This is a genomic window from Mesorhizobium sp. WSM4307 (assembly GCF_007003945.1).
Lineage (GTDB): Bacteria > Pseudomonadota > Alphaproteobacteria > Rhizobiales > Rhizobiaceae > Mesorhizobium.
In genome coordinates, this window is sequence record NZ_VFTB01000003.1 from 174,663 (window position 1) to 194,398 (window position 19,736).

Below are 19,736 nucleotides of genomic sequence, written 5' to 3' on the forward strand. Positions count from 1 at the left end.
TCGTGCATGGCAACGTTGGTCCGGATGCGGCCGCCTGGAATCGAACGATCCGAGCAGGCCAGGCATCACGAGGAGGATTTGTCCTATGAGCTTCTTCGTCAATGCCCTAGGCGTTCCGCTTCCCTACAGCGGCGCTTCCAGCCATTGGTACTCGGCGGCAGGGTCCGGGCCGGACTTGTACGGCAGCTCCGGAAACGACTCATTCTACGGAGCATCCGGTGTCAACGTCACCATGCACGGAGGCACGGGCGATGACATCTATTACCTCTATGCGGCGGGCAACAAGGTGGCGGAGGCCGCTGGGGCAGGCATCGACACGATCAGCACATGGATGAGCTATAAGCTCCCCGACAACGTCGAGAATCTCGTCGTCACAAACGCCAACAACTATGCTTTCGGGAATGGGTTGGACAACATCATCACCGCCAAGGCCGGGCACCAGACTCTGGACGGCGGCGCGGGAAACGATGTGCTGATCGATGGCGGCGGCGGTTACGACACGTTCATCGTCTCGAAAGGCAACGGCAGCGACCTGATAGCGAATTTTGCCGCCACCGACACGGTCCGCCTTAATGGCTATGGATTCATGTCGTTCGACGCCATCCATTCGAACATGATCCAGTCGGGATCGAACGTGCTGCTGAACCTCGGGTCCGGCGAGATCCTCGAGTTCAAGGACACGACCATCGACAAGCTGCAGCCCAGCCAGTTCGAATTGCCGATCGACAAATCCGGGATGCAGCTCTCCTTCAGCGACGATTTCAACACGCTGAACCTTCACAATAGCCAGGGCGGCACGTGGGATTCCAACTTCTGGTGGGGAGCGCCGAACGGCAGCACCTTGAGCAGCAACAACGAACTGCAATGGTATATCGACGCCAATTACGCACCGACGAGTTCCGTCCACCCTTTCAGCGTGAACAACGGCGTGCTCACCATCACCGCGGCGCAGGCGCCGGCGGACATCAAGCCGCTGATAAACAATTACGAATACACCTCCGGCATACTGACCACCCACGATTCCTTCTCGCAGACCTATGGCTATTTCGAAATACGGGCCGACCTGCCGGAGAATGCCGGTGCCTGGCCGGCCTTCTGGCTGCTTCCGGAAGACGGTTCGTGGCCGCCGGAACTCGATGTCGTGGAGACGATCGGCCAGGCTCCGAACTCATTGATCATGACGGCGCACTCGAACGAAACGGGGACGCACACCAAGGTCACGTCGATAGTGAGTGTCTCGAACCCCGCCGGCTTCCACACCTATGGCCTGCTCTGGACGCCGGACAAGCTCGTCTGGACCTATGACGGCGTGCAGGTCGCGGAAACGGCGACGCCGTCCGACATGAACAAGCCCATGTACATGCTGGTCGATCTCGCGGTCGGCGGCTTGGCCGGCACCCCTCCTGATCATCTGGCCACGCCGGCCGAGATGAAGATCGACTACGTCCGCGCCTATACGCTGGACAGTGCGCCGGCAAACGCCCTGAACATCACCAGCAGCAGCATCGGCACGCACAGTGTCGCAACGCACGGCAACAGCACGCTGCACGGCGGTTCCGAGTTCGGGGGCCACGCGTAGGGTCTCGGGAACATGCAGCGTCGGGGAATGTGGAAATGACTGGACCGTCTGGCCTGCGTCCGGTCTTAATGCGCGCCGTCGCCGATGTCGGCGTCTTCTCGCTGTTGATCAACGTCCTGCTGTTGGTGATTCCGCTCTACCTGCTGCAGGTCTATGACCGCGTGCTGCCGTCCTCCAGCGTCGAGACGCTTGTCTATCTTTCGGCCATCGCGGTTCTCACGCTCGCTTTCCTCGGGCTTCTGGACGCGATCCGCGCCGTGTACACGCAGCGCGTTGCGGCGACCCTCGACCAGAAACTGGGCGCCAGCACATTCGCCGTTTCGCTTGGCGCGAAATATGCCGGCGGCCTGTCGCCGCTGCGCGACCTCGCCTCGGTCTGCGCCTTCATCAGGTCGCGCGGCGTGGCGGTGTTGTTCGACCTGCCTTTCGCCCCTGTCTTCCTCGCCTTGCTCTATCTCATCCATCCGGTGCTGTTCTGGGTGACGGTCGCCGGCGCGGCGCTTCTGCTTTTGCTGGTCGTGGCCAACCAGCTTGCCATCGGCAGGAACGACGCCTTGTCCGCGGAGCGTTCGGCCTTGGCCAGCCAGGCGGAACAGGCCTTCGCCCGCAATGCCGAGACGCTGCGCGCCATGGGCATGGTGGAGAACGCCGCGCAGATCTGGGGACGGCACGTGGCGGCAGCGCTCACCCTGCATGACCGTTCCTCGAGTGCCAATGCGGTCTTCAGCGGTGCCTCGCGGGCGCTGCGCATGATGCTGCAACTGGCGATCCTGGGCGCCGGCGCATGGCTGGTGCTCAAGGGACAGATGACGGCGGGCATGATCTTCGCTTCCTCGCTGGTGTCGTCGCGCGCGCTGCAGCCGCTCGACCAGTTGATCGGCGCCTGGCGGCAGATCGCCGACGCCCGGCGGGCGTGGAAGCGGCTGGAGACGGCGCTTGCGGCGCGTCCAGCTGAAGCGCGCAAACTCATCCTGCCCGATCCGGCAGGCGCGATTTCCGTGCAGGACGTTTTCTTCATGGCGCCGAATGCGCAGCCCGGCACCGAACCCATCCTCAAGCGGCTGAACTTTCAAATCGGCGCCGGCGAAGCGTTGGCCATCGTCGGCCCGAGCGGCGCCGGCAAATCGACGCTGGCGCGGCTGCTTGTGAACGCTGCGCGGCCGACCGGCGGCGCGGTCAGGATCGACGGCGCCGACCTCAGGACCTGGGACGAAAACCAGCTCGGAAAGCATGTCGGCTACCTCGCGCAGGAGGTCGAGCTCTTTCCAGGATCGATCGCGCAAAACGTCGCCCGCTTCGACCCCGATGCAGATGACGCCGCGATCATCGAGGCAGCAAGGCGGGCCGAGGTGCATGAGCTGATCCTGGCGCAGCGGGACGGCTACCAGACATTGATAGGTCCTTCGGACAGAACGCTGTCGGGAGGCGAACGCCAGAGGATCGGGCTGGCACGCGCCTTCTACGGCAATCCCAGAATTCTCGTCCTGGACGAGCCCAGCACCCATCTCGATGGCACCGGCGAGGCGGCGCTCGAGGCGGTACTCGCCGCCGCGAAGGCGGCCGGCGTCACGATGGTCGTGATCACGCATCGCCCTTCGATTGCCGCGTCTTGCGACCGTGTGATGCTTCTGCGTGGTGGCGCGATCGAAGCCTTCGGCCCAAGCAGCGAGGTGCTGCGGCATTCGGGCAAGGGCCTTCCCGCGCAGCCGAATACGGTGGTGACAGGATCATTCGCCACGACGATCCGCACGCATAACATCCGTTTTGGATCCTAGATGATGGCCGCGCAGAGCCTCGCCTGGGAGGAAGGCAACCCGCGTACCAACATAAGGCGCGTGGCATTCGCCGGATATGCGGCAACGGCGCTATTGGTGGGTTGCTTCGGCTATTGGGCCGTCAGCGCGCCCTTGTCCGGAGCGGTGATCACGCAAGGCACGATCTCGGCGACCGGCGGAAACATCCTGATCCAGCATCCCGACGGCGGCATCATCGAGGCGTTGCTGGTCCATGACGGCGATCGCGTGCAACAGGCCCAGGATCTGATCGTGCTGGATCCGACAGCCGCGCAGGCCGAGCTCAACCGGCTGACGAGACAGTCGATCGCGCTCAGGGCGGGTGCGGCGCGGCTGGAGGCGGAACGCGACGGGTTGGACAGGCTCGCGCCAATCACCAAACCGGCGCCGGCATCGCTCCAGGCCGATTTCGAAGCCCTGATTCGAGAACAGCAAAAGGAATTCGACGCCAGACTCGCCCGGTTCCGATCGGAACAATCGATCCTGGCCCAACGACTGGCCATGCATCGGCAGTCCGTGGTGGGATTGCAGTCCCAGAAAGAGGCCGTTCGGCAACAAGCCGAAATCGTGAAGAAGGAACTCGGCATCAAGACAAGCCTGCTGGACAAGGGCCTCACCAATCGCACCGAATATTCGCAGCTTTTGCGCAGCGAGGCCGATCTCGTCGGGCAGGCCGGGGCGCTGGAAGCCAATCTGGCGGCGGTCAACACCCAGATCGTCGAGGCCCAGGAGCAGATCGAGCGCCTGACCACGCAGCGCGTGGAAGAGGCGCTGACGAAGCTGGACGAGGTTCGCTCCAACCTGGCCGACATCGAGGAACAGGTCAGGGCGGCCGAGGCGGTGCTGCGGCGGACGACGATCAAGGCACCGGCCGCGGGCATCGTGGTGTCCTCGACCTACAATGCCAAGGGCAGTGTGATTGCCCGCGGTGAGAAGATCATGGAGATCCTGCCTACCGCACCGGGCCTGATTGTCGATGCAAGGCTGCGGCCGAAGGACGTCGATCAGGTCCGTGTCGGCCAACCGGCGAAACTGCGATTGTCCGCCTTGAACATGCGGCTCACCCCCGAGGTTTCAGCCACCGTGGCACAGATTTCCGCGGACCGGCTCGTCGACGAGGCTACGCATGAGCCCTATTTCCGGGTCAAACTCAGGATTGCCGCCGACCTGCCGCCCGGCGTGAAGCCCGAGCAGATTTATCCCGGAACGCCGGTCGAGGCGTTCATCAACACTGGCGACCGGACTTTCTTCGAGTATCTGGCACGGCCGATGCTCGATTCCTTCGCTCGCGCGTTCACGGAGCGGTAGCTGTCGCCGGCGGCGCAATCCACCGGGCCGACATTCAGACAATCACCGCACCGCCTCGCGGTGGGTGCCGGACAGGCGGGTGGCGATCAGCTTGTCGATGCGGCGGCCGTCGAGGTCGACCACCTCGAAGCGCCAGCCTTGCGCGTCGACGCATTCGCCGGTCGCCGGCAGATGGTGCATGTGCGACAGCACATAGCCGGCGACGGTTTCGTAGTCTCGGTTTTCGGGCAGGTCGAAGCCCAGAATCTCGGCCATCTCGTCGGCCTGCATATAGCCGGCGAGCAGCCATGAGCCGTCCTCGCGCTTGACGGCGTTTTCCTCGTCGCCGGCATCGAGGTCCGCCCGGAACACGCCGGTGATGGCTTCGAGAATATCGGCCGGCGTGACGATGCCTTCGAAATGGCCGTATTCGTCATGCACCAGCGCCATCGGCACGTCGGATTCCTTGAGCTTGTGCAGCACGTCGAGCGCGTCGGCCTGGTCGTAGACGATGGGGGCGGCGCGCACATGCTTGCGCGGGTCGAGCGTGCGGCCGGCAAGGATCGCCGCCAGCACGTCGCGGGTCTGGACGACGCCGACCATGACATCGACGCCGCCGTCACCCGCCGGCAGGCGTGAATGCTGCGTTTCCATGAGGAGCTTGCGGATCGTCGTGTCGTCGGACTGCAGGTTAATCCAGTCGACCTCGGTGCGCGGCGTCATCACCGCGCGCACGGCGCGGTCGCCGAGCCGCATGACGCCGGCGATCATGCGCCGCTCGTCGGATTCGATGGTGCCGTGATGCTCGGCCTCGGCGACCAGCATCTTGATCTCCTCGTCGGTGACCTTCTCCTCGCTTTCGCCACGCTGGCCGAGCAGCCACAATATGGCGCGGCCGGAAATGTCGAGCAGGAACACCAGCGGCGCCGAGATGGTGGCGAGGATGGTCATGGCCGGCGCCGCGCGGGCGGCAACGCGCTCGGGGTCGCGCAGCGCGATCTGCTTGGGCACCAGTTCGCCGACGATCAGCGAGAAATAGGTGATGATGGCAACGACGATGCCGACGCCGAGCGGATCGGCGACGCTTTCGCGCATGCCCGCCGAGGCCAGGAACACGGACAGCCGGTCGCCCAGCGTAGCGCCGGAGAAGGCACCGGAGAGCACACCGACCAGCGTGATGCCGATCTGCACCGAGGACAGGAACTTGCCGGGATTGGAGCCAAGATCCAGCGCCCGGCCGGCGCCGTTGACGCCACGGTCGATCATCGCCTTGAGCCGTGCCGGGCGCGATGAAACGATGGCGAGCTCGGACATTGCCAGAAGGCCGTTCACGCAGATGAGGACGACCACGATGGCGATTTCGACGTATAGCATGAGGGCTCAATAGCATTGCGGCGGGCCGCTCGAAAATAGTGAAAGCGCGTCACGCGCAAATGGATGACACGCGGCCCGCTTTCAGTCTTTGTGTTGATGCATGTCGTTGTCCCAAAACCGGAGCCACTTTTGGGCGACATGCATTGTGTTGATGCATGTCGTCATACCAAAACCGGGACCACTTTTGGGTGACATGCATTAGGTATCTTGGAATATGACGCGTGTCTTTCAGGCCTTGTCCCAAGGCGGCGCCGAAAGATGTTCGACGAGGGCGTCGACGACAACCCGCACCTTTGGCGTGAGCGCGCGCGTCACTGGCCAGACGGCGTGCACGACGACGTTTTCCACCGCACAATCCGACAGGACCATTTCGAGGTCGCCCTGCCTGAGGCTGTCGGCCGCCAGCCAGGTCGGCAGGAAAGCGATGCCGCAGCCGGCAAGGGCGGCGTCGAGCATCGGTTCGCCATGGCCGAGGACAAGCCTCGCCTTGGGGGCGAAGGTCGTCTGGCGGCCGTCGCCATGTCTGATCACCCGGGGGCGGACGACGCCCTCGCGGCCGTAGCCGATGACGCTGTGATGGGCGAGATCCTCGACCGATCGCGGCCTGCCGTGCTCGTCGAGATAGGCGGGAGCGGCGCAGATGGCCGAACGCTGGGCATAGATGCGTCTGGCCGCCAGCGACAGGCTGTCGTCCAGTTCTCCCATGCGGATGGCAAGGTCGATGCCTTCCTCGATCAGGTCGACGCGGCGGTCGTTGAAGGAGATCTCGACCGTGAGTTCGGGGAATTTCCTGGAAATCTCGAACAGGACGGGTGCGACGCAGCGCCGACCAAAGGCGAGCGGAACATCGACACGCAGCCGGCCGGAAGGGATCTGCCGGCGCGCGGCGAGCAGCGACTGCGCCGCCTCGATCTCGGCCAGCGCCCTGATGCAGGCCTCATAGTAGCTCACGCCTTCGCTGGTCGGCCTGAGGCTGCGCGTGGTGCGGTTGAGCAGGCGAACGCCGAGCCGCTGCTCCAACTGGGCGACCGACTTGCCGATTGCCGACTTCGTCACATGCAGCCGCTCGCCGGCGCCGGTGAAGCTGCCGGCCTCCACGGCCTGGACGAATGCGATGATGCCCTGCAGCTCGGTCGTTTCCATGATGATTCCAATTGGCGAATATTGGTCCTCAATCAGTCGTCAGATATGCCGCATTGGAGCTCTATTTTCCATAGCCGAAGAGCATAAATGTCTCGCGTGGCCATCAATCACGGAGCGCGAGCAAGATGAGCACCCAAATCAACCGATCCTGGCAGATGAGCGGTTTCGGCCTGTCCAGGCTGAGCCAGGTGACGGGCAGGATGCCGCAACCCGGGCCGCACGGGCTTCTGGTGCGCACGAAAGCCGTGTCGCTGAATTACAAGGACAGGCTGATCGTGGACGGGACGCTGATCCCCGACCTTACCTTTCCCTTCGTGCCGACCTCGGACGCGGTGGGCGAGATCGTCGCTGTCGGCAGCGCGGCCAGTCGCTTCCAGGTCGGGCAGCGCGTGCTTGGCCAGGTCATCGCCGACTGGCCGGATGGCGATGCGCCGCCGATGCTGCACAAGCATACGCTGGGGTCCTCGCTGCCGGGCGTGCTTTCCGACCATGTTATCTTCGGCGAAGACGCCGCCGTGCTGGCGCCGCCATCGCTCAGCGATATCGAGGCGGCGACGCTGCCGATCGCCGCCTTGACCGCCTGGTTTGCGATGGCCGAGGCGACAAGGCCGGTGGCGGGCCAGACCATCCTCATCCAGGGCACTGGCGGCGTGTCGCTGTTTGCCTTGCAGTTCGCCAAGGCGTTCGGCCTGCGCGCCATCGTCACCTCGAGCAGCGACGAGAAACTCGAGCGTGCAAGAAAGCTCGGCGCCTGGCAGGTGATCAACTATCGCACCCGGCCGGCATGGGACGAGGCGGCGCGTGAACTGACCTGTGGGTTGGGCGTGAACCATATTCTGGAAATGGTCGGCGGCGACAATGCGCGGCGATCGCTGAACGCGCTGGCCGCCAGCGGCCGGCTGTCGATCATTGGTCTCCTAGGCGCGATGGAGCTCAATTTCCCGATCGTGCCCTTCATGCGCAACCGCATTGTCGTGCAGGGTCTGTCGATTGGCCATCGCCGGTCCTTCGAGCGGATGAACCAGGCGATCGAGGCGCTCGGCATCAGGCCGGTCATCGACAAGGTCTTTGGCTTCGACGAGGTGCCGCAGGCCCTGCAGCATCTGGAAAAAGGGCCGTTCGGCAAGATCGTGATCAGCACGACCTGACCTCGGCATCCGATCATTGCTGCCGCTTCAGCACGCCGATGATTGCCTTGCCGTCGGTGAAATAGGGGTCGCCGCCGCCATTGCGGCCAGTCCTGGTGGCGCCGATGCCCGCCATGTCGCTGGTCGATGCCAGCAGACCGGCCGCCTTGAGGTCGCCGATCAGGAAGTCGCGTTCGGCGTCGATGTCGGGACCGATGTGATGGGTGATGGCACCGGTGTCGTGGCTGAGGCCGACGCCGCGATCGAAGCTGGCGGCACCCAGCCAGAGCGGACGGCCGTCGTCGCCGACCGTATCGGTCTCCCAGAAACGCACGTGATGGCGCTGGTCGGCGCTGTCGCCGACCGGCTTTTCGAAAGCGAGATCCTGGGCGCGGCCCTCGAACAGCAGGCGGCTCATCGGCGCATCGGGATAGGGGCGGGAAAACAACACACTTTCGCCGATGTCGATCGCCGTTCTCAAAGTGATCGCGTCGGCTGTATCCCAACCGGCAATGGCGAAGGCGTGGACCACCTCCCTCCCGGTGCCGACAAGGCCGACATTGATCGGGTCGCCTGGAATGCCTTGCGGCGTGTGCGTCACCATTTCGAAGCGTTGGTCGCGGAAGCCGCGCTCGCGGAACGTCCAGAATTCCGGCGCGGCGACATAGGCGAGAACGACCCAGGCGCCTAGCAAGGACGCCAGCCAGATTGTCGCGCGTCGCCGAAGGCTTCGTTGGCTCATGAAAGAGGCTCGATTCGTGCCGTATCTGTTGCCCGACGGTCCCTGGAAATCAATGGCCAGCCGGTCTATCGTCGGCCATCGTTTTTGCGCGGGGGCGAGAATGAAGGGGAAACCGGCAGGCCGCGGACCAATGGCGTTGACCGCCGACCTTGTCGCGAGGGTCGAACGCATCGAACCGGATCCCGGCCCCGAGCCTGGGACAGCCGAGCATAGCGACGCGGAGTTCGACGGCCTTGTCGAGCAACTCCTGTCGCAATACCGGCCTGAGGCGCTGTGGGTCTTTGCCTACGGCTCGCTGATCTGGAATCCTGAATTCGTTCCTGTCGAGCAGCGCCCAGCCACGGCGCCAGGATGGCACCGCTCATTCTGTCTGAAACTGACCCGCTGGCGTGGGACCCGCGAATTGCCAGCCCTGATGCTGGCTCTCGACCGCGGTGGCAGTTGCAACGGCATTGTTTACCGACTGCCCGTGGAAGATCATTTCGGGCAACTCGGCCAGTTGATGCGCCGTGAGATCGATGCCAACCCGCCAACCAATGTGCCGCGCTGGATTAAGGTTCAGACGAGGGACGGTCCGCTACGCGCCCTGGCCTTCGTCGCCGCGCCGGATGGCAGGGCCTATGCAGGACGCCTGCCGCCGGAGCAGGTCGCCGATACGCTGGCGCGGGCTGCCGGACATTGGGGTTCGTCGGCGCAGTATCTCTTCCGGACCGTCAGCAAGCTGGAGGAAAGCGGTATCCACGACCGGAACCTCTGGCGCGTCCAGGATCTGGTGGCACGGCAAATCATCGCTTCCACCGCTGGCGCATGAGCCGCCTGATCATCTGTTACCGGCAGGCGCGATAGCCGTTCCTGCGGTTCTTGATGTCGAAATGGAAATGGTTGCGGTGGTCGTAATTGTAGCCGGGTCCGAGCACGGTGGTGAAATACTGGCAGCCATCGGCGCGCACATTGTTGAGGAAGCCGCGCGTGCGGAAGGCGAACAGGCCGGGCTTGCGCACGTCGATGTCGTCGCCATTGTTGAGTTCGATGCTCATCACGTCGAGCGCATTGCCCTTGCCGTGCTCGGACAAAACACCTTCGCCGGCGATGTTGCGGCAGGAATAGCTCGAGCCCTGGTGGATGGTCTTGACGCCGGAGAAGTAGCGCCAGCGAGCGGAGGGAACGAGTTCGTTCTTCGTCCAGGCGGCAAAGGTGGCGGCCATGTCGCAGGTCAGCGTCGCCGCGGGCTTCATCTCGACACTGCCGATGGCCGTGACCTTTACGGGATAGTCAATGCCGCACTGGCCTTCATGGATCGGCGCCAGGTCGGTATAGGCGACATCGAGGCGCTTCAGCTGCTGGCGGCAATCGACTTCGCTGGCCGGTATCTGCTCGACCGGCGACATCGGCTCATCCATGCGCGGATAGGCGGCCTGGGTCATGTAGGGATTGGAGGGGACAAGTCGCTGCATGCCGGTATATTGCGGCACGGCCGCGGTTTGCGCGCCGACATCGACGGCCGGCTGCAGCGACAGCACGCTGCCGGTGTTGCAGGCCGAAACCGCGGCGAGGGTAAGGCCGGCGGCCAGCAGCGTCGCGGGTTTCGATCGGCGCGCGGTGGCGAAAAACACGGCGCGAAATTTGCCGGCCATTGGCGGAATCCTGTCCCCGAACCTGATCCCGATCAGGTTCTACCTTTTGCCTGGCCATGATCCTTTCCGAAAACCGGTTTCCACTTTCGCGATCATGGCCGGATATCCGGTATTTTAACGATCAAGGGTAAAGGAAAACTCAGCGCCCGCGTTCACGCCTGCGGCGGAAATACGGCGGCGATCCCAGAGGGCCTACTGGCAGAACGTGCCGCCATGCCTGCGCGGTTCGAGATCGAGGTGGAAGTGCAGCGCGTGGTCGGCGTCGGCGCCCGGTCCGAGCACGGTCTTGAATGGACCGCAGGCGGCCTTGCGCACGGCGTTGAGGAATGTGGCATCCTTCTCCGGCGGCGTTGGGCCGACCTCGACCTTCCTGCCGTCGGACAAGGTGAAGCTGGCGATGTCGAGCGCATTGCCGAAGGCGTGCTCGGACAGTTTCCCGGTGCCGTGGCGCGGCCGGCAGACGAAGGCCGATGCCTGGCCGATCGATTTGAGGTCGGCGCCGAATTCGGCTTTCGCCGCCGGCTGGATGATTTCGGCGGCAAAGCGCGCCGCCGCTTCGGCCATCGGGCAGTTGAGCTCGGTGCCGGGGGCGATGGCGATCGACTTGCCAAGGCTCTTCAGGACCAGGGGGTAGGGGATGGAGCAGCCGATTTCGGGATTGCTTTCCGCATTGTGCTCCTCGAATTCGACGCCGAGCGCCTTCAGCCGCTCGCGGCAGGCGACTTCCTCGGCGGGCATCTTTTCGCCAGGCCGGTCGGCCGAGCGCGGGTCGGGAAGCATTTTCTCATCGCCGGCATCCGCCGGTTTTGGCGGCGGCTGCGGGGCCATGGCAGGAGGCCCAACCCCTGGTTCCGTAGTGTCGGGTCTTTGTGTCGGGATCGGCACCTCGGCTGGCGGCTCCGGCTCGCTCTCCGTTTCGGTTGACGGCGTTCGGGACGAAGGTTCGGGGGCTGACGGCCCGGGATGTGCCTGCTTTGCATGACGAGACTTTTCCTCATTGAGCTGGTTGGAGGCGTCCGGGGCCTTTGGACCTTCCGTCTTTTGCTCTTCCGCCGGTGCGGCGTCGGCCTTTGGAGCGTCCGCGGGACGCGGCTCCGGCACTGGAACCTCGGCGGGCGAGGTCTGCTGCTCCGGCGTTTCCTGTGGCGCCTGCTTGCCTCGCGCTCTCACGCGGTGCTTGACCCTCGGCCTTCGCGGCTGGTCCAGACGCTGCGTCGACGACTGATCCATCCGAGGGGATAGTGGCTGGTAATGCCTGTGACGATGTCTGGCGTCGGCCGGTGTCGCCAGCAGGACCGCAGCCGCCAGAAGCAGCGCCAAGGTGCAAAGTCGGGAAAAGCTCAGCGTTGCCATCGCTCGGAAACGGCGCCGGCATGCTGGAAGTTGCCTCGACGAACGCTTTGCGCCAATCACAATCGGTTACCACGGCGTTACGCGCCGATCGCTTCGAGGCCTTCCTCCAGCCAGTCGGCGAGCAGTGGCATGCCAAGCAGGTACTTGGCCGTGCGCTTGTTGGCGCGTTCGCGCGCCGCCGTCACGGCGTCCACCCATTCCGAGGCGTCGTAGTCGCCGCGGCCGACCCAGGCGAGCGCGACCAGTTCGGCGGCTTCATCGACATTGAGGTCGTTGATCAGTTCGCGCAGTTCCTCTTCGGTCAGGTTTTCCGAACTTTCCTCGACAAGGCCGTCATGGTGATGATTGTCGTGCGTGTCGCCGTCGAACTCGATCTCGTGTTCGGCACCGTCGGCATAGTCCTCGTTGACAGCGGCACTCAACGCCTTGGCCTTGAGGATGAACAGGCGCACGGTATCGGGGCCGATCGTAAGATCCCAGTCCTTTTCAAGCCGCCGCTGCACGGGCCGTCTCCGTCAGTCGTTTGCCCGGATGATAGCGGATTTCCGGCCTCCGTCACCTGATGTTCTCCACGTGAATTATTTCCGGGATGAAACGCGGGACACTTGGCGTTAGTGTTGCATTCTCACCCCTCAAGGAGGCTTTGATGCACAAAAGAATGCTGATCCAGGCCGCGACTGCCCTTGTCGCGCTGCAGTTCTTCGCGGTCCCGGTGTTCGCGGCGGGCAGCGGCGGTGGTACCCAGACCACCACCCAATGCAAAAAGGGTGAGGTCTGGGACAAGAAGAAGCAGAAATGCGTTGCACCGCAGGAAGGCATGCTGGACGACGACAGCATCTATGAGGCCGGACACGACCTGGCGATGGCCGGGCGCTATGACGAGGCGATCTCGGTGCTTACCCTCGCCGCCAACAAGCAGGATCCGCGCATCCTCAACTATCTCGGCTATTCGCACCGCCATTCGGGCCGTGTCACGGTCGGTCTCGGCTATTACGAGGAAGCGCTGCGCATCGACCCGAATTACACGCTGGTACGCGAATATCTCGGCGAGGCGCATCTGCAGATCGGCGATCTCGCCGGCGCCCAGCAGCAACTGATGGAAATCGAGAAGCGCACCGGCAAGGGCTCGCGCGAATACGGCATGCTGTCCGAGCAGATCGAGCATTTCATGCGGAGCTGATCAGGCTCCCCAGGCTTATCAAAGCGGCCGCGAGCGATCGCGGCCGTTTTTTGTTGCCGCCGGCCTCACCTGCCACCTCCTCTGGTGAAAGCGGGGATGATTTTTGCAAAACCGATTTTTGGGCGTGAAAAACCCGCGAAGGTTGCTATATTGGGGGAAATTGCGGTGAAACGGTTCCGTTAGCCCGAGGCTGCCGGACCGTTTTCTTTTTGTACCCAACGACAAGGCTTCCCCCGAAACGCGGGGGTGGCGGCAGGAAAGGTCAGGCATCATGAACAAGGTCCCGATGACAGGCGAGGGGTTCGCGTCATTGAAGGAAGAACTGCGCTGGCGCCAGCAGGAAGAGCGGCCGCGCATCATCGAGGCGATCTCCGAGGCGCGCTCGCATGGCGACCTGTCCGAAAATGCCGAATACCACGCCGCCAAGGAGGCGCAGAGCCTGAATGAGGGCCGCGTCAACGAACTCGAGGACCTGATCGCGCGCGCCGAGGTGATCGACGTCACCAAGCTCAGCGGCGACAAGGTCAAGTTCGGCGCCACCGTCGTGCTGGTCGACGAGGACACCGAGGAAAAGAAGACTTATCAGATCGTCGGCGACCAGGAAGCGGACGTGAAGTCCGGCCGCATCTCGATCTCCTCGCCGATCGCGCGCGCATTGATCGGCAAAGAAGTTGGCGACGCCATCGAGGTCAATGCGCCCGGCGGTGCCAGGGGGTATGAGATCGTCCAGGTGCAGTTTATTTAGGGCCTCTTGATAGTTCTATTTTTAAAAGGCCCTAAGCTGGCGCCTGCAATTTGAGATTAAGCAGCGTGCCGGCTTCCGCCACCACCTCCGCGGGCGTCAGACGTCCACCAGGGGCGGCCAGCAGTGTCGACGCAAATTGCCCACGCGGACCCGTCAAACCCGGCTCCGTCGCCAAAAACACAGCAACCGTCGGCAGGCCGAAGGCGCTGGCGAGGTGGGTCAGGCCGGTGTCGGCGCCGATGACCAGCGTGGAGCGGCCGAGGATGGCGGCGATGTCGGCCAGCGGCGATTTTGGCACCACGACCGTGGACGGCACGACCCTGGCGATGGCTTCGGCCACGGACTTCTCACGTTCGTTCGACCAGGTGGTGACCGGCATCATGCCGCGCTCGACCAGCAGGCGGGCGGTCCCGATCCAGTCCTCGACAGGCCATTTCTTGTCCTCGCGGCTGGTGCCGTGCAACAGGAAGGCGGTTTTTCCGGTGATGGCGGCGAGAGCGCCGGGTGGGGGCACGATGCCTGAAGCGAGCGTCGACAGATCGGGTTGATAGCCAAGCGCCAGCCCGAACAGCCGCCGCGTCCGCTCGATGGCGTGCAGGTTGCGCGGCACGCCGTAGGTGACGTCGTAGAACATGGTCGCCGAGGGTTCGCGCGCGCTCGACCGGTCGAAGCCGGCGATCGGTGCGCGCGCCTGCCGCGCCACCAGGGCCGATTTCAGCAGGCCCTGTGCGTCGACGACCAGATCGTAGCGGCATTCGCGCAAGGTTCGGCGTAGCGCGGCCGCCTCGCGCCAGGTGCTGTCCCTGAAAAGCGCCTTGCGCCAGCGCCGGATGGCCACCGTATGGATCCTGCCGACCGCCGGGTGCAGGGCGACAATGCCGGCAAACGCCTCCTCGACGCACCAGTCGAAGGAAACGTCGGGCCGGTGCAGGCTGGCATCCTCGACGGCCGGAAAGGTGTGGATGACATCGCCCATCGACGATGTCTTGACGATCAGGACCTTCATGCCGCGGCCGGGAATTCCAGCAGCCGCTCCGCCGCCGCCGCTACCTGGCCGACTTCCATTGTCTTCAGGCAGTTGAGATGGCCGAGCGGGCAGATCTTCTGGTGGCAGGGCGAGCAGGAGAGGTGCAGCCAGACCAACTCGCGCCGTTCCGCCAGCGGCGGCGTGTTTTCGGGCGAGGTCGAGCCGTAGACGGCAACGATCGGCGTGCCGACGCTTGCCGCGACATGCATCAGTCCGCTGTCGTTGGACACAGCCAGCCTTGCCGCGGCGATCAGGTCGATGGCGTCCTCCAGACGTGTCTGGCCGGCGAGGTCGACGACGCCGGGGGCAAGGGCAGCGATCTCGGCAGTGACGTCGCGGTCGTTCTTCGAACCGAACAGGGCGACCTTCAGGCCCTTGTCCACGAACTCGCGGGCAAGGCCGGCATAGCTTTCGCTCGGCCAGCGCTTGGCCGGGCCGAATTCGGCGCCAGGCATCAGGGCGACGAATTTCTGCCGCGCCAGCCCGAAACGGTCGAGCAGGGCGGCTTGGTTGCCGGCATCCACGGTCAGATGGGGCGCGCGAAAACTGCCGCCCCTGGCGAGACTGAAATAGGCCTGCGCGGTGCGCCGTTTCACGGCGTCCGGCAGCGGCACGATGTCGGTCAGCAATCCATAGCGCATTTCGCGCAGATGGCCGACACGGCGCGGAATGCGGGCAAAGAAGGGGATCAGCGCCGATTTCCAGCTGCCCGGCAGGACATAGGCCATGTCGTAGCGGCCGCTCAGCAGGCGGCCGAAGCGGCGGCGATGGGTAAATTCGAGCGCGCCGGGTTTCAGCGGAAAGTCGATCTGCTGGCGGATCTCGGGCATGCGCTTGACCAGCGGTGCCGCCCAGGCCGGCGCCAGCACGTCGATCGCGGCGTTGGGATGGAGCTCCTTCAGCGCCGAGAACAGGCACTGCGCCATCACCATGTCGCCCACCCAGCGTGGGCCGATCACGAGGATCGTTGGGCTTTCAGCCATTCGACATAGTCTCTGACACCGGTTTCCACTGTCCGGAACTGGCCGTTGTAACCGGCCGCGCGCAAACGGGACATATCAGCTTGCGTGAAGCTCTGGTAGCTGCCCTTGAGGTGGTCGGGGAAGGGGATGAACTCGATCTCTCCCTTGCCCAGCGTATCGATGACGGTTTCGGCGATGGCGCGGAACGGTTGGGCACGGCCGGTACCGCAGTTGAAGATGCCGCTCGAGCCGCGCTTCCACAGCCATAGATTGACGTCGGCGACATCGCCGACATGGATGAAGTCGCGGCTCTGTTGGCCGGGGCCGAAGCCGTCATAGGCGCCGAACAGTTTCGGATTCTCGCCGCGCTCGACCTGGTTGAACAGATGGAAGGCGACCGAGGCCATGGCGCCCTTGTGCGCCTCGCGCGGGCCATAGACGTTGAAATAGCGCAGGCCCGCGACCTGCGAATGGTCGGTGTCGAAGATGGTGCGCCTAACATAGTCGTCGAACAGTTTCTTCGAATAGGCATAGACGTTGAGCGGCCGCTCGAGCGCCGGCTCCTCGCGAAACTCGGAACCGCCACCGTAGACGGAGGCCGAGGAGGCGTAGAGGAAGGGTACGCGCAGCGCCTGGCAGGCGTGCAGCAGCCGCTTCGAATAAGCAAAATTCACCTCCATCATGAACTTGCCGTTCCACTCGGTGGTGGTCGAGCAGGCGCCCTGGTGGAACACGGCCTCGACACGACCGAGCGAGCCGGCCTCGATGCGGGTCAGAAAATCGTCCTTGTCGAGATAGTCGGCAATGCCGAGGTCGGCGAGATTGGCGATCTTGTGGCCGTCGGTGAGATCGTCGACGACGAGAATGTCGTCATGGCCTTCGGCATTGAGCGCGGCGACGATGTTGGAGCCGATCATGCCGGCGCCGCCCGTGACGATGATCATGAAGGCCTCTAGTTGCTTGCGATTCCGGTCCTTATAAGGGAGGCCGTTGAGGCTGTCGATAAAGCAGGCCGGACTGACAGCAGCAAGGACAGACGAATGACAAGGGATTCTGCCGGAACGACGCCAACCGATAGGCAAGGCACTGCGGTGTTTGTCGGGTCCTACGTAAAGGTTTCGTCTCTGCCTAACGAAAACCTCGGAAAGCCGATCGAAGAGGTGCGCCAGTCATCTATCGGACGCATTTGCCGAATTGCCGAGCCCTACGAAGGGACGTCCACGAATGGCATTCAAATTAGCACCGGCGAATTTCGAGTCCATTACACGGCGCTTTCTCCCGACGGTATCCAGGGCATCTCTTTCTACGTGACTCCGGGGATATAGAGGTCGTTGCAGCTACGGAAGAAATGCTGCTCCTCTATAGCGAGGACATCTGGCAACTTATCCGGCCATTCGGCGAAAGGCAGGATACGCCAACTTTCGAACGGCTCGTGGCAGTGTTCGGGTTTTCCAATTTGGGGGATTCCTGAGGCCCAAGCTGGCACAAAGAATAGAAAACTAAGTGTCTAATGGGCGTGGTCCTCCACGCTTTGCCTAAAGGAGCAAAAAATGCCGTCGACCGAAATGCTCATTGCGTTCTTCGCCACCACGGCGATCTTCGCCTATATCCCCGGTCCGGCCATGCTTTATGCCGCGGCGCAGACGATGGCGCGCGGGCGCTGGTCGGGACTGACGGCGGCACTGGGCATCCATCTCGGCGGTTATGTGCATGTCTTTGCCGCCGCCGCCGGCCTTTCGGTGCTGTTCCATGCCGTGCCGCCGCTCTATATGGCGGTCAAGCTGATCGGCGCGCTCTACCTGATCTGGCTCGGCATCTCGCTGTTTCGCAAGCGCGTGGAGGGCGATGTGGCGCTGCCCGCCATCGAGCGGAAATCGGCCCGCCGCGCCTTTTTCGAGAGCATCACCGTCGAGGTGCTCAATCCGAAAACCGCGATCTTCTTCATGGCGTTCCTGCCGCAGTTCATCGATGTCTCTGCGGCCCTCCCGGTGTGGCTGCAATTCGTGGTGCTGGGCACCATCGTCAACCTGATGTTCTCCTCGGCCGACATCGCCTGCGTGTTCCTGGCCGGCCTCGTCATCGGCCGGCTGCGGCGTTCGAGCCGGGCGCAGCGGCTGATGCAGCGGGCCGGTGGTGCCGTGCTGGTCGGGCTCGGCGTCCACGTTGCCTTGCAGAAGAGCTGAAGCGGCGCCGCCGTTGCGCCGGTTCGAATTGCGGTATATCGGCAGGCATGAACGACCGCCAGCCGACACCCCATATGTTTCAGCGACTGTTTTTCCCCGCGCGTTGCCAGTGATATGATCAAGCACAATCCGCCTTCTCCCGAACCCTTGCACCGCGCCATTGCCCGCTTTGGCGGCGTCACCGTGCTGGTGGTCGGCGACCTTATCCTCGACCGCTTCGTCAACGGCGTCATCGAGCGGATTTCGCCGGAAGCGCCGATCCCCGTGCTGCATGGGCGCGGCGAGACCTCGGCCATGGGAGGCGCCGGCAATGTCGTGGCCAACATCGTCTCGCTTGGCGCGCGGGCCATTCCGGTTTCGGTGATCGGCACGGACACCGCCGGCGACAGCCTGGTGCGGATGCTCGGCGAGCTTGGCGCCGAGACAGCGGGGCTTTGGCAGCAGCGCGGCCGCATGACGTCGTCGAAGAGCCGCTTCAGCGCGCTCAACCAGCAGGTGCTGCGCTTCGACGAGGAAGAGATCAAGCCGCTGGACGCGACTGAGCGGGCAGGGCTGATCCGGCATTTCCGCGCGGCACTGGCGGGGGCCGACATCGTCATCCTGTCCGATTACGGCAAGGGCATCCTGCTCGACGGCGTCGCCGCCGAACTCATCGCCATCTGCCGCGAGGCGGGCAAGCCGGTGCTGGTCGATCCGAAGGGCCGCGACTATGCGCGCTATGCCGGCGCGACCGCCATCACCCCCAACCGCAAGGAGCTTGGCGAGGCCGTCGGCCACGCCGTGTTCGCCGATGACGAGATCGTGGCTGCCGCACGCGAACTGATTTCGGCGCATGGTTTCGACTTCGTCGTCGCCACGCGCAGTGAAAAGGGCATGAGCGTCGTCGGCCCGGTCGAGGCGCGCCATATCGCCACCCAGGCGCGCGAAGTGTTCGATGTCTCTGGCGCCGGCGACACGGTGATCGCGACGTTCGCGCTGGCGCTCGCATCGGGAGCCGATCCCGTCGCGGCGGCCTCGATCGCCAATGCCGCCGGCGGCGTCGTGGTCGGAAAACGCGGCACCGCGCGGCTGACGGTCGAGGAGCTGACCGGGGCGCTGTTTCGCTCGCACGGACCGATCGCCCACAAGGATGCCATTCTCGATGCCGCATCGGCCGCGCGCATGGTGGCGGCCTGGAAGGAAGAGGGCTTGAGCGTCGGCTTCACCAATGGCTGCTTCGATATTCTGCATGCCGGCCATGTCAGCCTGCTGCACGCGGCGCGCAGCCAGTGCGACCGGCTGGTGCTCGGCCTCAACAGCGATGCTTCGGTGCGGCGACTGAAAGGGCCGGGCCGTCCGGTCAACGACCAGCACGACCGCGCCTGTGTGCTCGCGGCCCTTGCCTCGGTCGATGCCGTCATTGTCTTCGAGGAAGATACGCCGCTGGCGCTGATCGAGGCGCTGCTGCCCGACATCCTGGTCAAGGGGGCGGACTATACGATCGACACCGTGGTCGGCGCCGAGGTGGTGCAGAAGGCCGGCGGGCGCGTCGTGCTGGTCGATCTCGTCGCCGGCAAGAGCACCACCGGCACCATCGGCAAATTGCGCGCCGGCTCTACAAGCTGAGG

Annotated in this window: 18 protein-coding genes; 9 read left to right on the forward strand and 9 right to left on the reverse strand. The window is 64.1% G+C overall.

What is annotated here, in order from left to right; all coding sequences use genetic code 11:
- Positions 1 to 85: 85 nt before the first annotated feature.
- The 3 genes from FJV83_RS07885 to FJV83_RS07895 are packed head-to-tail and all read left to right on the forward strand — an operon-like array spanning position 86 to position 4,680.
- Positions 86 to 1,579 carry a family 16 glycosylhydrolase gene (locus tag FJV83_RS07885; RefSeq protein WP_095773582.1) on the forward strand — a complete coding sequence of 498 codons (1,494 nt, stop codon included), beginning with the start codon at positions 86 to 88 and terminating at the stop codon, positions 1,577 to 1,579.
- Between the two features lie 35 nt (positions 1,580 to 1,614).
- Complete coding sequence (locus tag FJV83_RS07890) at positions 1,615 to 3,354, forward strand: type I secretion system permease/ATPase (protein ID WP_142886033.1); 1,740 nt, start codon at positions 1,615 to 1,617, stop codon at positions 3,352 to 3,354.
- Positions 3,355 to 4,680, forward strand: coding sequence for an HlyD family type I secretion periplasmic adaptor subunit (locus tag FJV83_RS07895; protein WP_246691815.1), 1,326 nt, complete (start codon positions 3,355 to 3,357; stop codon positions 4,678 to 4,680). It abuts the gene before it with no gap.
- Between the two features lie 42 nt (positions 4,681 to 4,722).
- Here FJV83_RS07895 and FJV83_RS07900 read toward each other — a convergent pair whose 3' ends face one another.
- Both FJV83_RS07900 and FJV83_RS07910 read right to left on the reverse strand, forming a co-directional pair.
- The gene (locus FJV83_RS07900) at positions 4,723 to 6,033 is read right to left on the reverse strand and encodes a hemolysin family protein (protein WP_095789100.1); all 1,311 of its coding nucleotides are present in this window, start codon (positions 6,031 to 6,033) and stop codon (positions 4,723 to 4,725) included.
- A gap of 228 nt (positions 6,034 to 6,261) precedes the next feature.
- On the reverse strand, positions 6,262 to 7,176 hold the full coding sequence (locus tag FJV83_RS07910; protein WP_142886032.1) for a LysR family transcriptional regulator: 915 nt from the start codon (positions 7,174 to 7,176) through the stop codon (positions 6,262 to 6,264).
- A 125-nt stretch (positions 7,177 to 7,301) separates the two neighbouring features.
- On the opposite strand from FJV83_RS07910, the gene FJV83_RS07915 reads away from it, so the two are divergent.
- Positions 7,302 to 8,324 (forward strand): NAD(P)-dependent alcohol dehydrogenase, encoded by a 1,023-nt coding sequence (locus FJV83_RS07915; protein WP_142886031.1) that lies wholly within the window; start codon positions 7,302 to 7,304, stop codon positions 8,322 to 8,324.
- A 13-nt stretch (positions 8,325 to 8,337) separates the two neighbouring features.
- On the opposite strand, the gene FJV83_RS07920 is transcribed toward FJV83_RS07915, so the two are convergent.
- Entirely contained in the window at positions 8,338 to 9,045 is a 708-nt protein-coding gene (locus FJV83_RS07920; RefSeq protein ID WP_142886030.1) for an LssY C-terminal domain-containing protein, read from the reverse strand.
- Between the two features lie 100 nt (positions 9,046 to 9,145).
- On the opposite strand from FJV83_RS07920, the gene FJV83_RS07925 reads away from it, so the two are divergent.
- A complete protein-coding gene (locus tag FJV83_RS07925; RefSeq protein WP_095773587.1) occupies positions 9,146 to 9,856 on the forward strand; it encodes a gamma-glutamylcyclotransferase in 711 nt (236 codons plus the stop codon).
- A gap of 16 nt (positions 9,857 to 9,872) precedes the next feature.
- Here FJV83_RS07925 and FJV83_RS07930 read toward each other — a convergent pair whose 3' ends face one another.
- From FJV83_RS07930 to FJV83_RS07940, 3 genes are all read right to left on the reverse strand, one after another.
- The gene (locus FJV83_RS07930) at positions 9,873 to 10,679 is read right to left on the reverse strand and encodes an extensin family protein (protein WP_095789104.1); all 807 of its coding nucleotides are present in this window, start codon (positions 10,677 to 10,679) and stop codon (positions 9,873 to 9,875) included.
- Positions 10,680 to 10,871: 192 nt separating this feature from the next.
- The gene (locus tag FJV83_RS36895) at positions 10,872 to 11,507 is read right to left on the reverse strand and encodes an extensin family protein (protein WP_245438082.1); all 636 of its coding nucleotides are present in this window, start codon (positions 11,505 to 11,507) and stop codon (positions 10,872 to 10,874) included.
- Positions 11,508 to 12,109: 602 nt separating this feature from the next.
- Positions 12,110 to 12,535 (reverse strand): DUF3775 domain-containing protein, encoded by a 426-nt coding sequence (locus tag FJV83_RS07940; protein WP_095773590.1) that lies wholly within the window; start codon positions 12,533 to 12,535, stop codon positions 12,110 to 12,112.
- Between the two features lie 143 nt (positions 12,536 to 12,678).
- Here FJV83_RS07940 and FJV83_RS07945 point away from each other — a divergent pair, with 143 nt between their 5' ends.
- Both FJV83_RS07945 and greA read left to right on the forward strand, forming a co-directional pair.
- Positions 12,679 to 13,212 carry a tetratricopeptide repeat protein gene (locus FJV83_RS07945; protein ID WP_095773591.1) on the forward strand — a complete coding sequence of 178 codons (534 nt, stop codon included), beginning with the start codon at positions 12,679 to 12,681 and terminating at the stop codon, positions 13,210 to 13,212.
- Positions 13,213 to 13,483: 271 nt separating this feature from the next.
- The gene (gene greA / locus FJV83_RS07950; RefSeq protein ID WP_008877613.1) at positions 13,484 to 13,957 is read left to right on the forward strand and encodes a transcription elongation factor GreA; all 474 of its coding nucleotides are present in this window, start codon (positions 13,484 to 13,486) and stop codon (positions 13,955 to 13,957) included.
- 31 nt (positions 13,958 to 13,988) lie between these two features.
- Here greA and waaC read toward each other — a convergent pair whose 3' ends face one another.
- The 3 genes from waaC to rfaD are packed head-to-tail and all read right to left on the reverse strand — an operon-like array spanning position 13,989 to position 16,890.
- Positions 13,989 to 14,963, reverse strand: coding sequence for a lipopolysaccharide heptosyltransferase I (waaC, locus tag FJV83_RS07955; protein WP_095792838.1), 975 nt, complete (start codon positions 14,961 to 14,963; stop codon positions 13,989 to 13,991).
- Positions 14,960 to 15,967 carry a lipopolysaccharide heptosyltransferase II gene (gene waaF / locus FJV83_RS07960; RefSeq protein WP_142886028.1) on the reverse strand — a complete coding sequence of 336 codons (1,008 nt, stop codon included), beginning with the start codon at positions 15,965 to 15,967 and terminating at the stop codon, positions 14,960 to 14,962. The genes waaC and waaF overlap by 4 nt, the downstream gene beginning before the upstream one ends.
- Positions 15,940 to 16,890: an ADP-glyceromanno-heptose 6-epimerase gene (rfaD, locus tag FJV83_RS07965; RefSeq protein ID WP_142886027.1), complete on the reverse strand. Its 951-nt coding sequence runs from the start codon at positions 16,888 to 16,890 to the stop codon at positions 15,940 to 15,942. Before rfaD ends, waaF begins: the two co-directional genes overlap by 28 nt.
- Positions 16,891 to 17,496: 606 nt before the next feature.
- On the opposite strand from rfaD, the gene FJV83_RS07970 reads away from it, so the two are divergent.
- Both FJV83_RS07970 and rfaE1 read left to right on the forward strand, forming a co-directional pair.
- On the forward strand, positions 17,497 to 18,129 hold the full coding sequence (locus FJV83_RS07970; RefSeq protein ID WP_142886026.1) for a LysE family translocator: 633 nt from the start codon (positions 17,497 to 17,499) through the stop codon (positions 18,127 to 18,129).
- 114 nt (positions 18,130 to 18,243) lie between these two features.
- The gene (gene rfaE1, locus FJV83_RS07975) at positions 18,244 to 19,734 is read left to right on the forward strand and encodes a D-glycero-beta-D-manno-heptose-7-phosphate kinase (protein WP_142886025.1); all 1,491 of its coding nucleotides are present in this window, start codon (positions 18,244 to 18,246) and stop codon (positions 19,732 to 19,734) included.
- The last annotated feature ends 2 nt before the right edge of the window (positions 19,735 to 19,736 follow it).

Coding starts and splice junctions, on each gene's coding strand:
- FJV83_RS07895 (WP_246691815.1), top strand. CDS start 3,355: ATGATGGCCGCGCAGAGCCTCGCCTGGGAGGAAGGCAACCCGCGTACC.
- FJV83_RS07920 (WP_142886030.1), bottom strand. CDS start 9,045: ATGAGCCAACGAAGCCTTCGGCGACGCGCGACAATCTGGCTGGCGTCC.
- greA (WP_008877613.1), top strand. CDS start 13,484: ATGAACAAGGTCCCGATGACAGGCGAGGGGTTCGCGTCATTGAAGGAA.
- FJV83_RS07910 (WP_142886032.1), bottom strand. CDS start 7,176: ATGGAAACGACCGAGCTGCAGGGCATCATCGCATTCGTCCAGGCCGTG.
- FJV83_RS36895 (WP_245438082.1), bottom strand. CDS start 11,507: ATGGCCCCGCAGCCGCCGCCAAAACCGGCGGATGCCGGCGATGAGAAA.
- FJV83_RS07885 (WP_095773582.1), top strand. CDS start 86: ATGAGCTTCTTCGTCAATGCCCTAGGCGTTCCGCTTCCCTACAGCGGC.
- waaF (WP_142886028.1), bottom strand. CDS start 15,967: ATGGCTGAAAGCCCAACGATCCTCGTGATCGGCCCACGCTGGGTGGGC.
- rfaE1 (WP_142886025.1), top strand. CDS start 18,244: ATGATCAAGCACAATCCGCCTTCTCCCGAACCCTTGCACCGCGCCATT.
- waaC (WP_095792838.1), bottom strand. CDS start 14,963: ATGAAGGTCCTGATCGTCAAGACATCGTCGATGGGCGATGTCATCCAC.
- FJV83_RS07930 (WP_095789104.1), bottom strand. CDS start 10,679: ATGGCCGGCAAATTTCGCGCCGTGTTTTTCGCCACCGCGCGCCGATCG.
- FJV83_RS07915 (WP_142886031.1), top strand. CDS start 7,302: ATGAGCACCCAAATCAACCGATCCTGGCAGATGAGCGGTTTCGGCCTG.
- FJV83_RS07890 (WP_142886033.1), top strand. CDS start 1,615: ATGACTGGACCGTCTGGCCTGCGTCCGGTCTTAATGCGCGCCGTCGCC.
- FJV83_RS07970 (WP_142886026.1), top strand. CDS start 17,497: ATGCCGTCGACCGAAATGCTCATTGCGTTCTTCGCCACCACGGCGATC.
- rfaD (WP_142886027.1), bottom strand. CDS start 16,890: ATGATCATCGTCACGGGCGGCGCCGGCATGATCGGCTCCAACATCGTC.
- FJV83_RS07925 (WP_095773587.1), top strand. CDS start 9,146: ATGAAGGGGAAACCGGCAGGCCGCGGACCAATGGCGTTGACCGCCGAC.
- FJV83_RS07945 (WP_095773591.1), top strand. CDS start 12,679: ATGCACAAAAGAATGCTGATCCAGGCCGCGACTGCCCTTGTCGCGCTG.
- FJV83_RS07900 (WP_095789100.1), bottom strand. CDS start 6,033: ATGCTATACGTCGAAATCGCCATCGTGGTCGTCCTCATCTGCGTGAAC.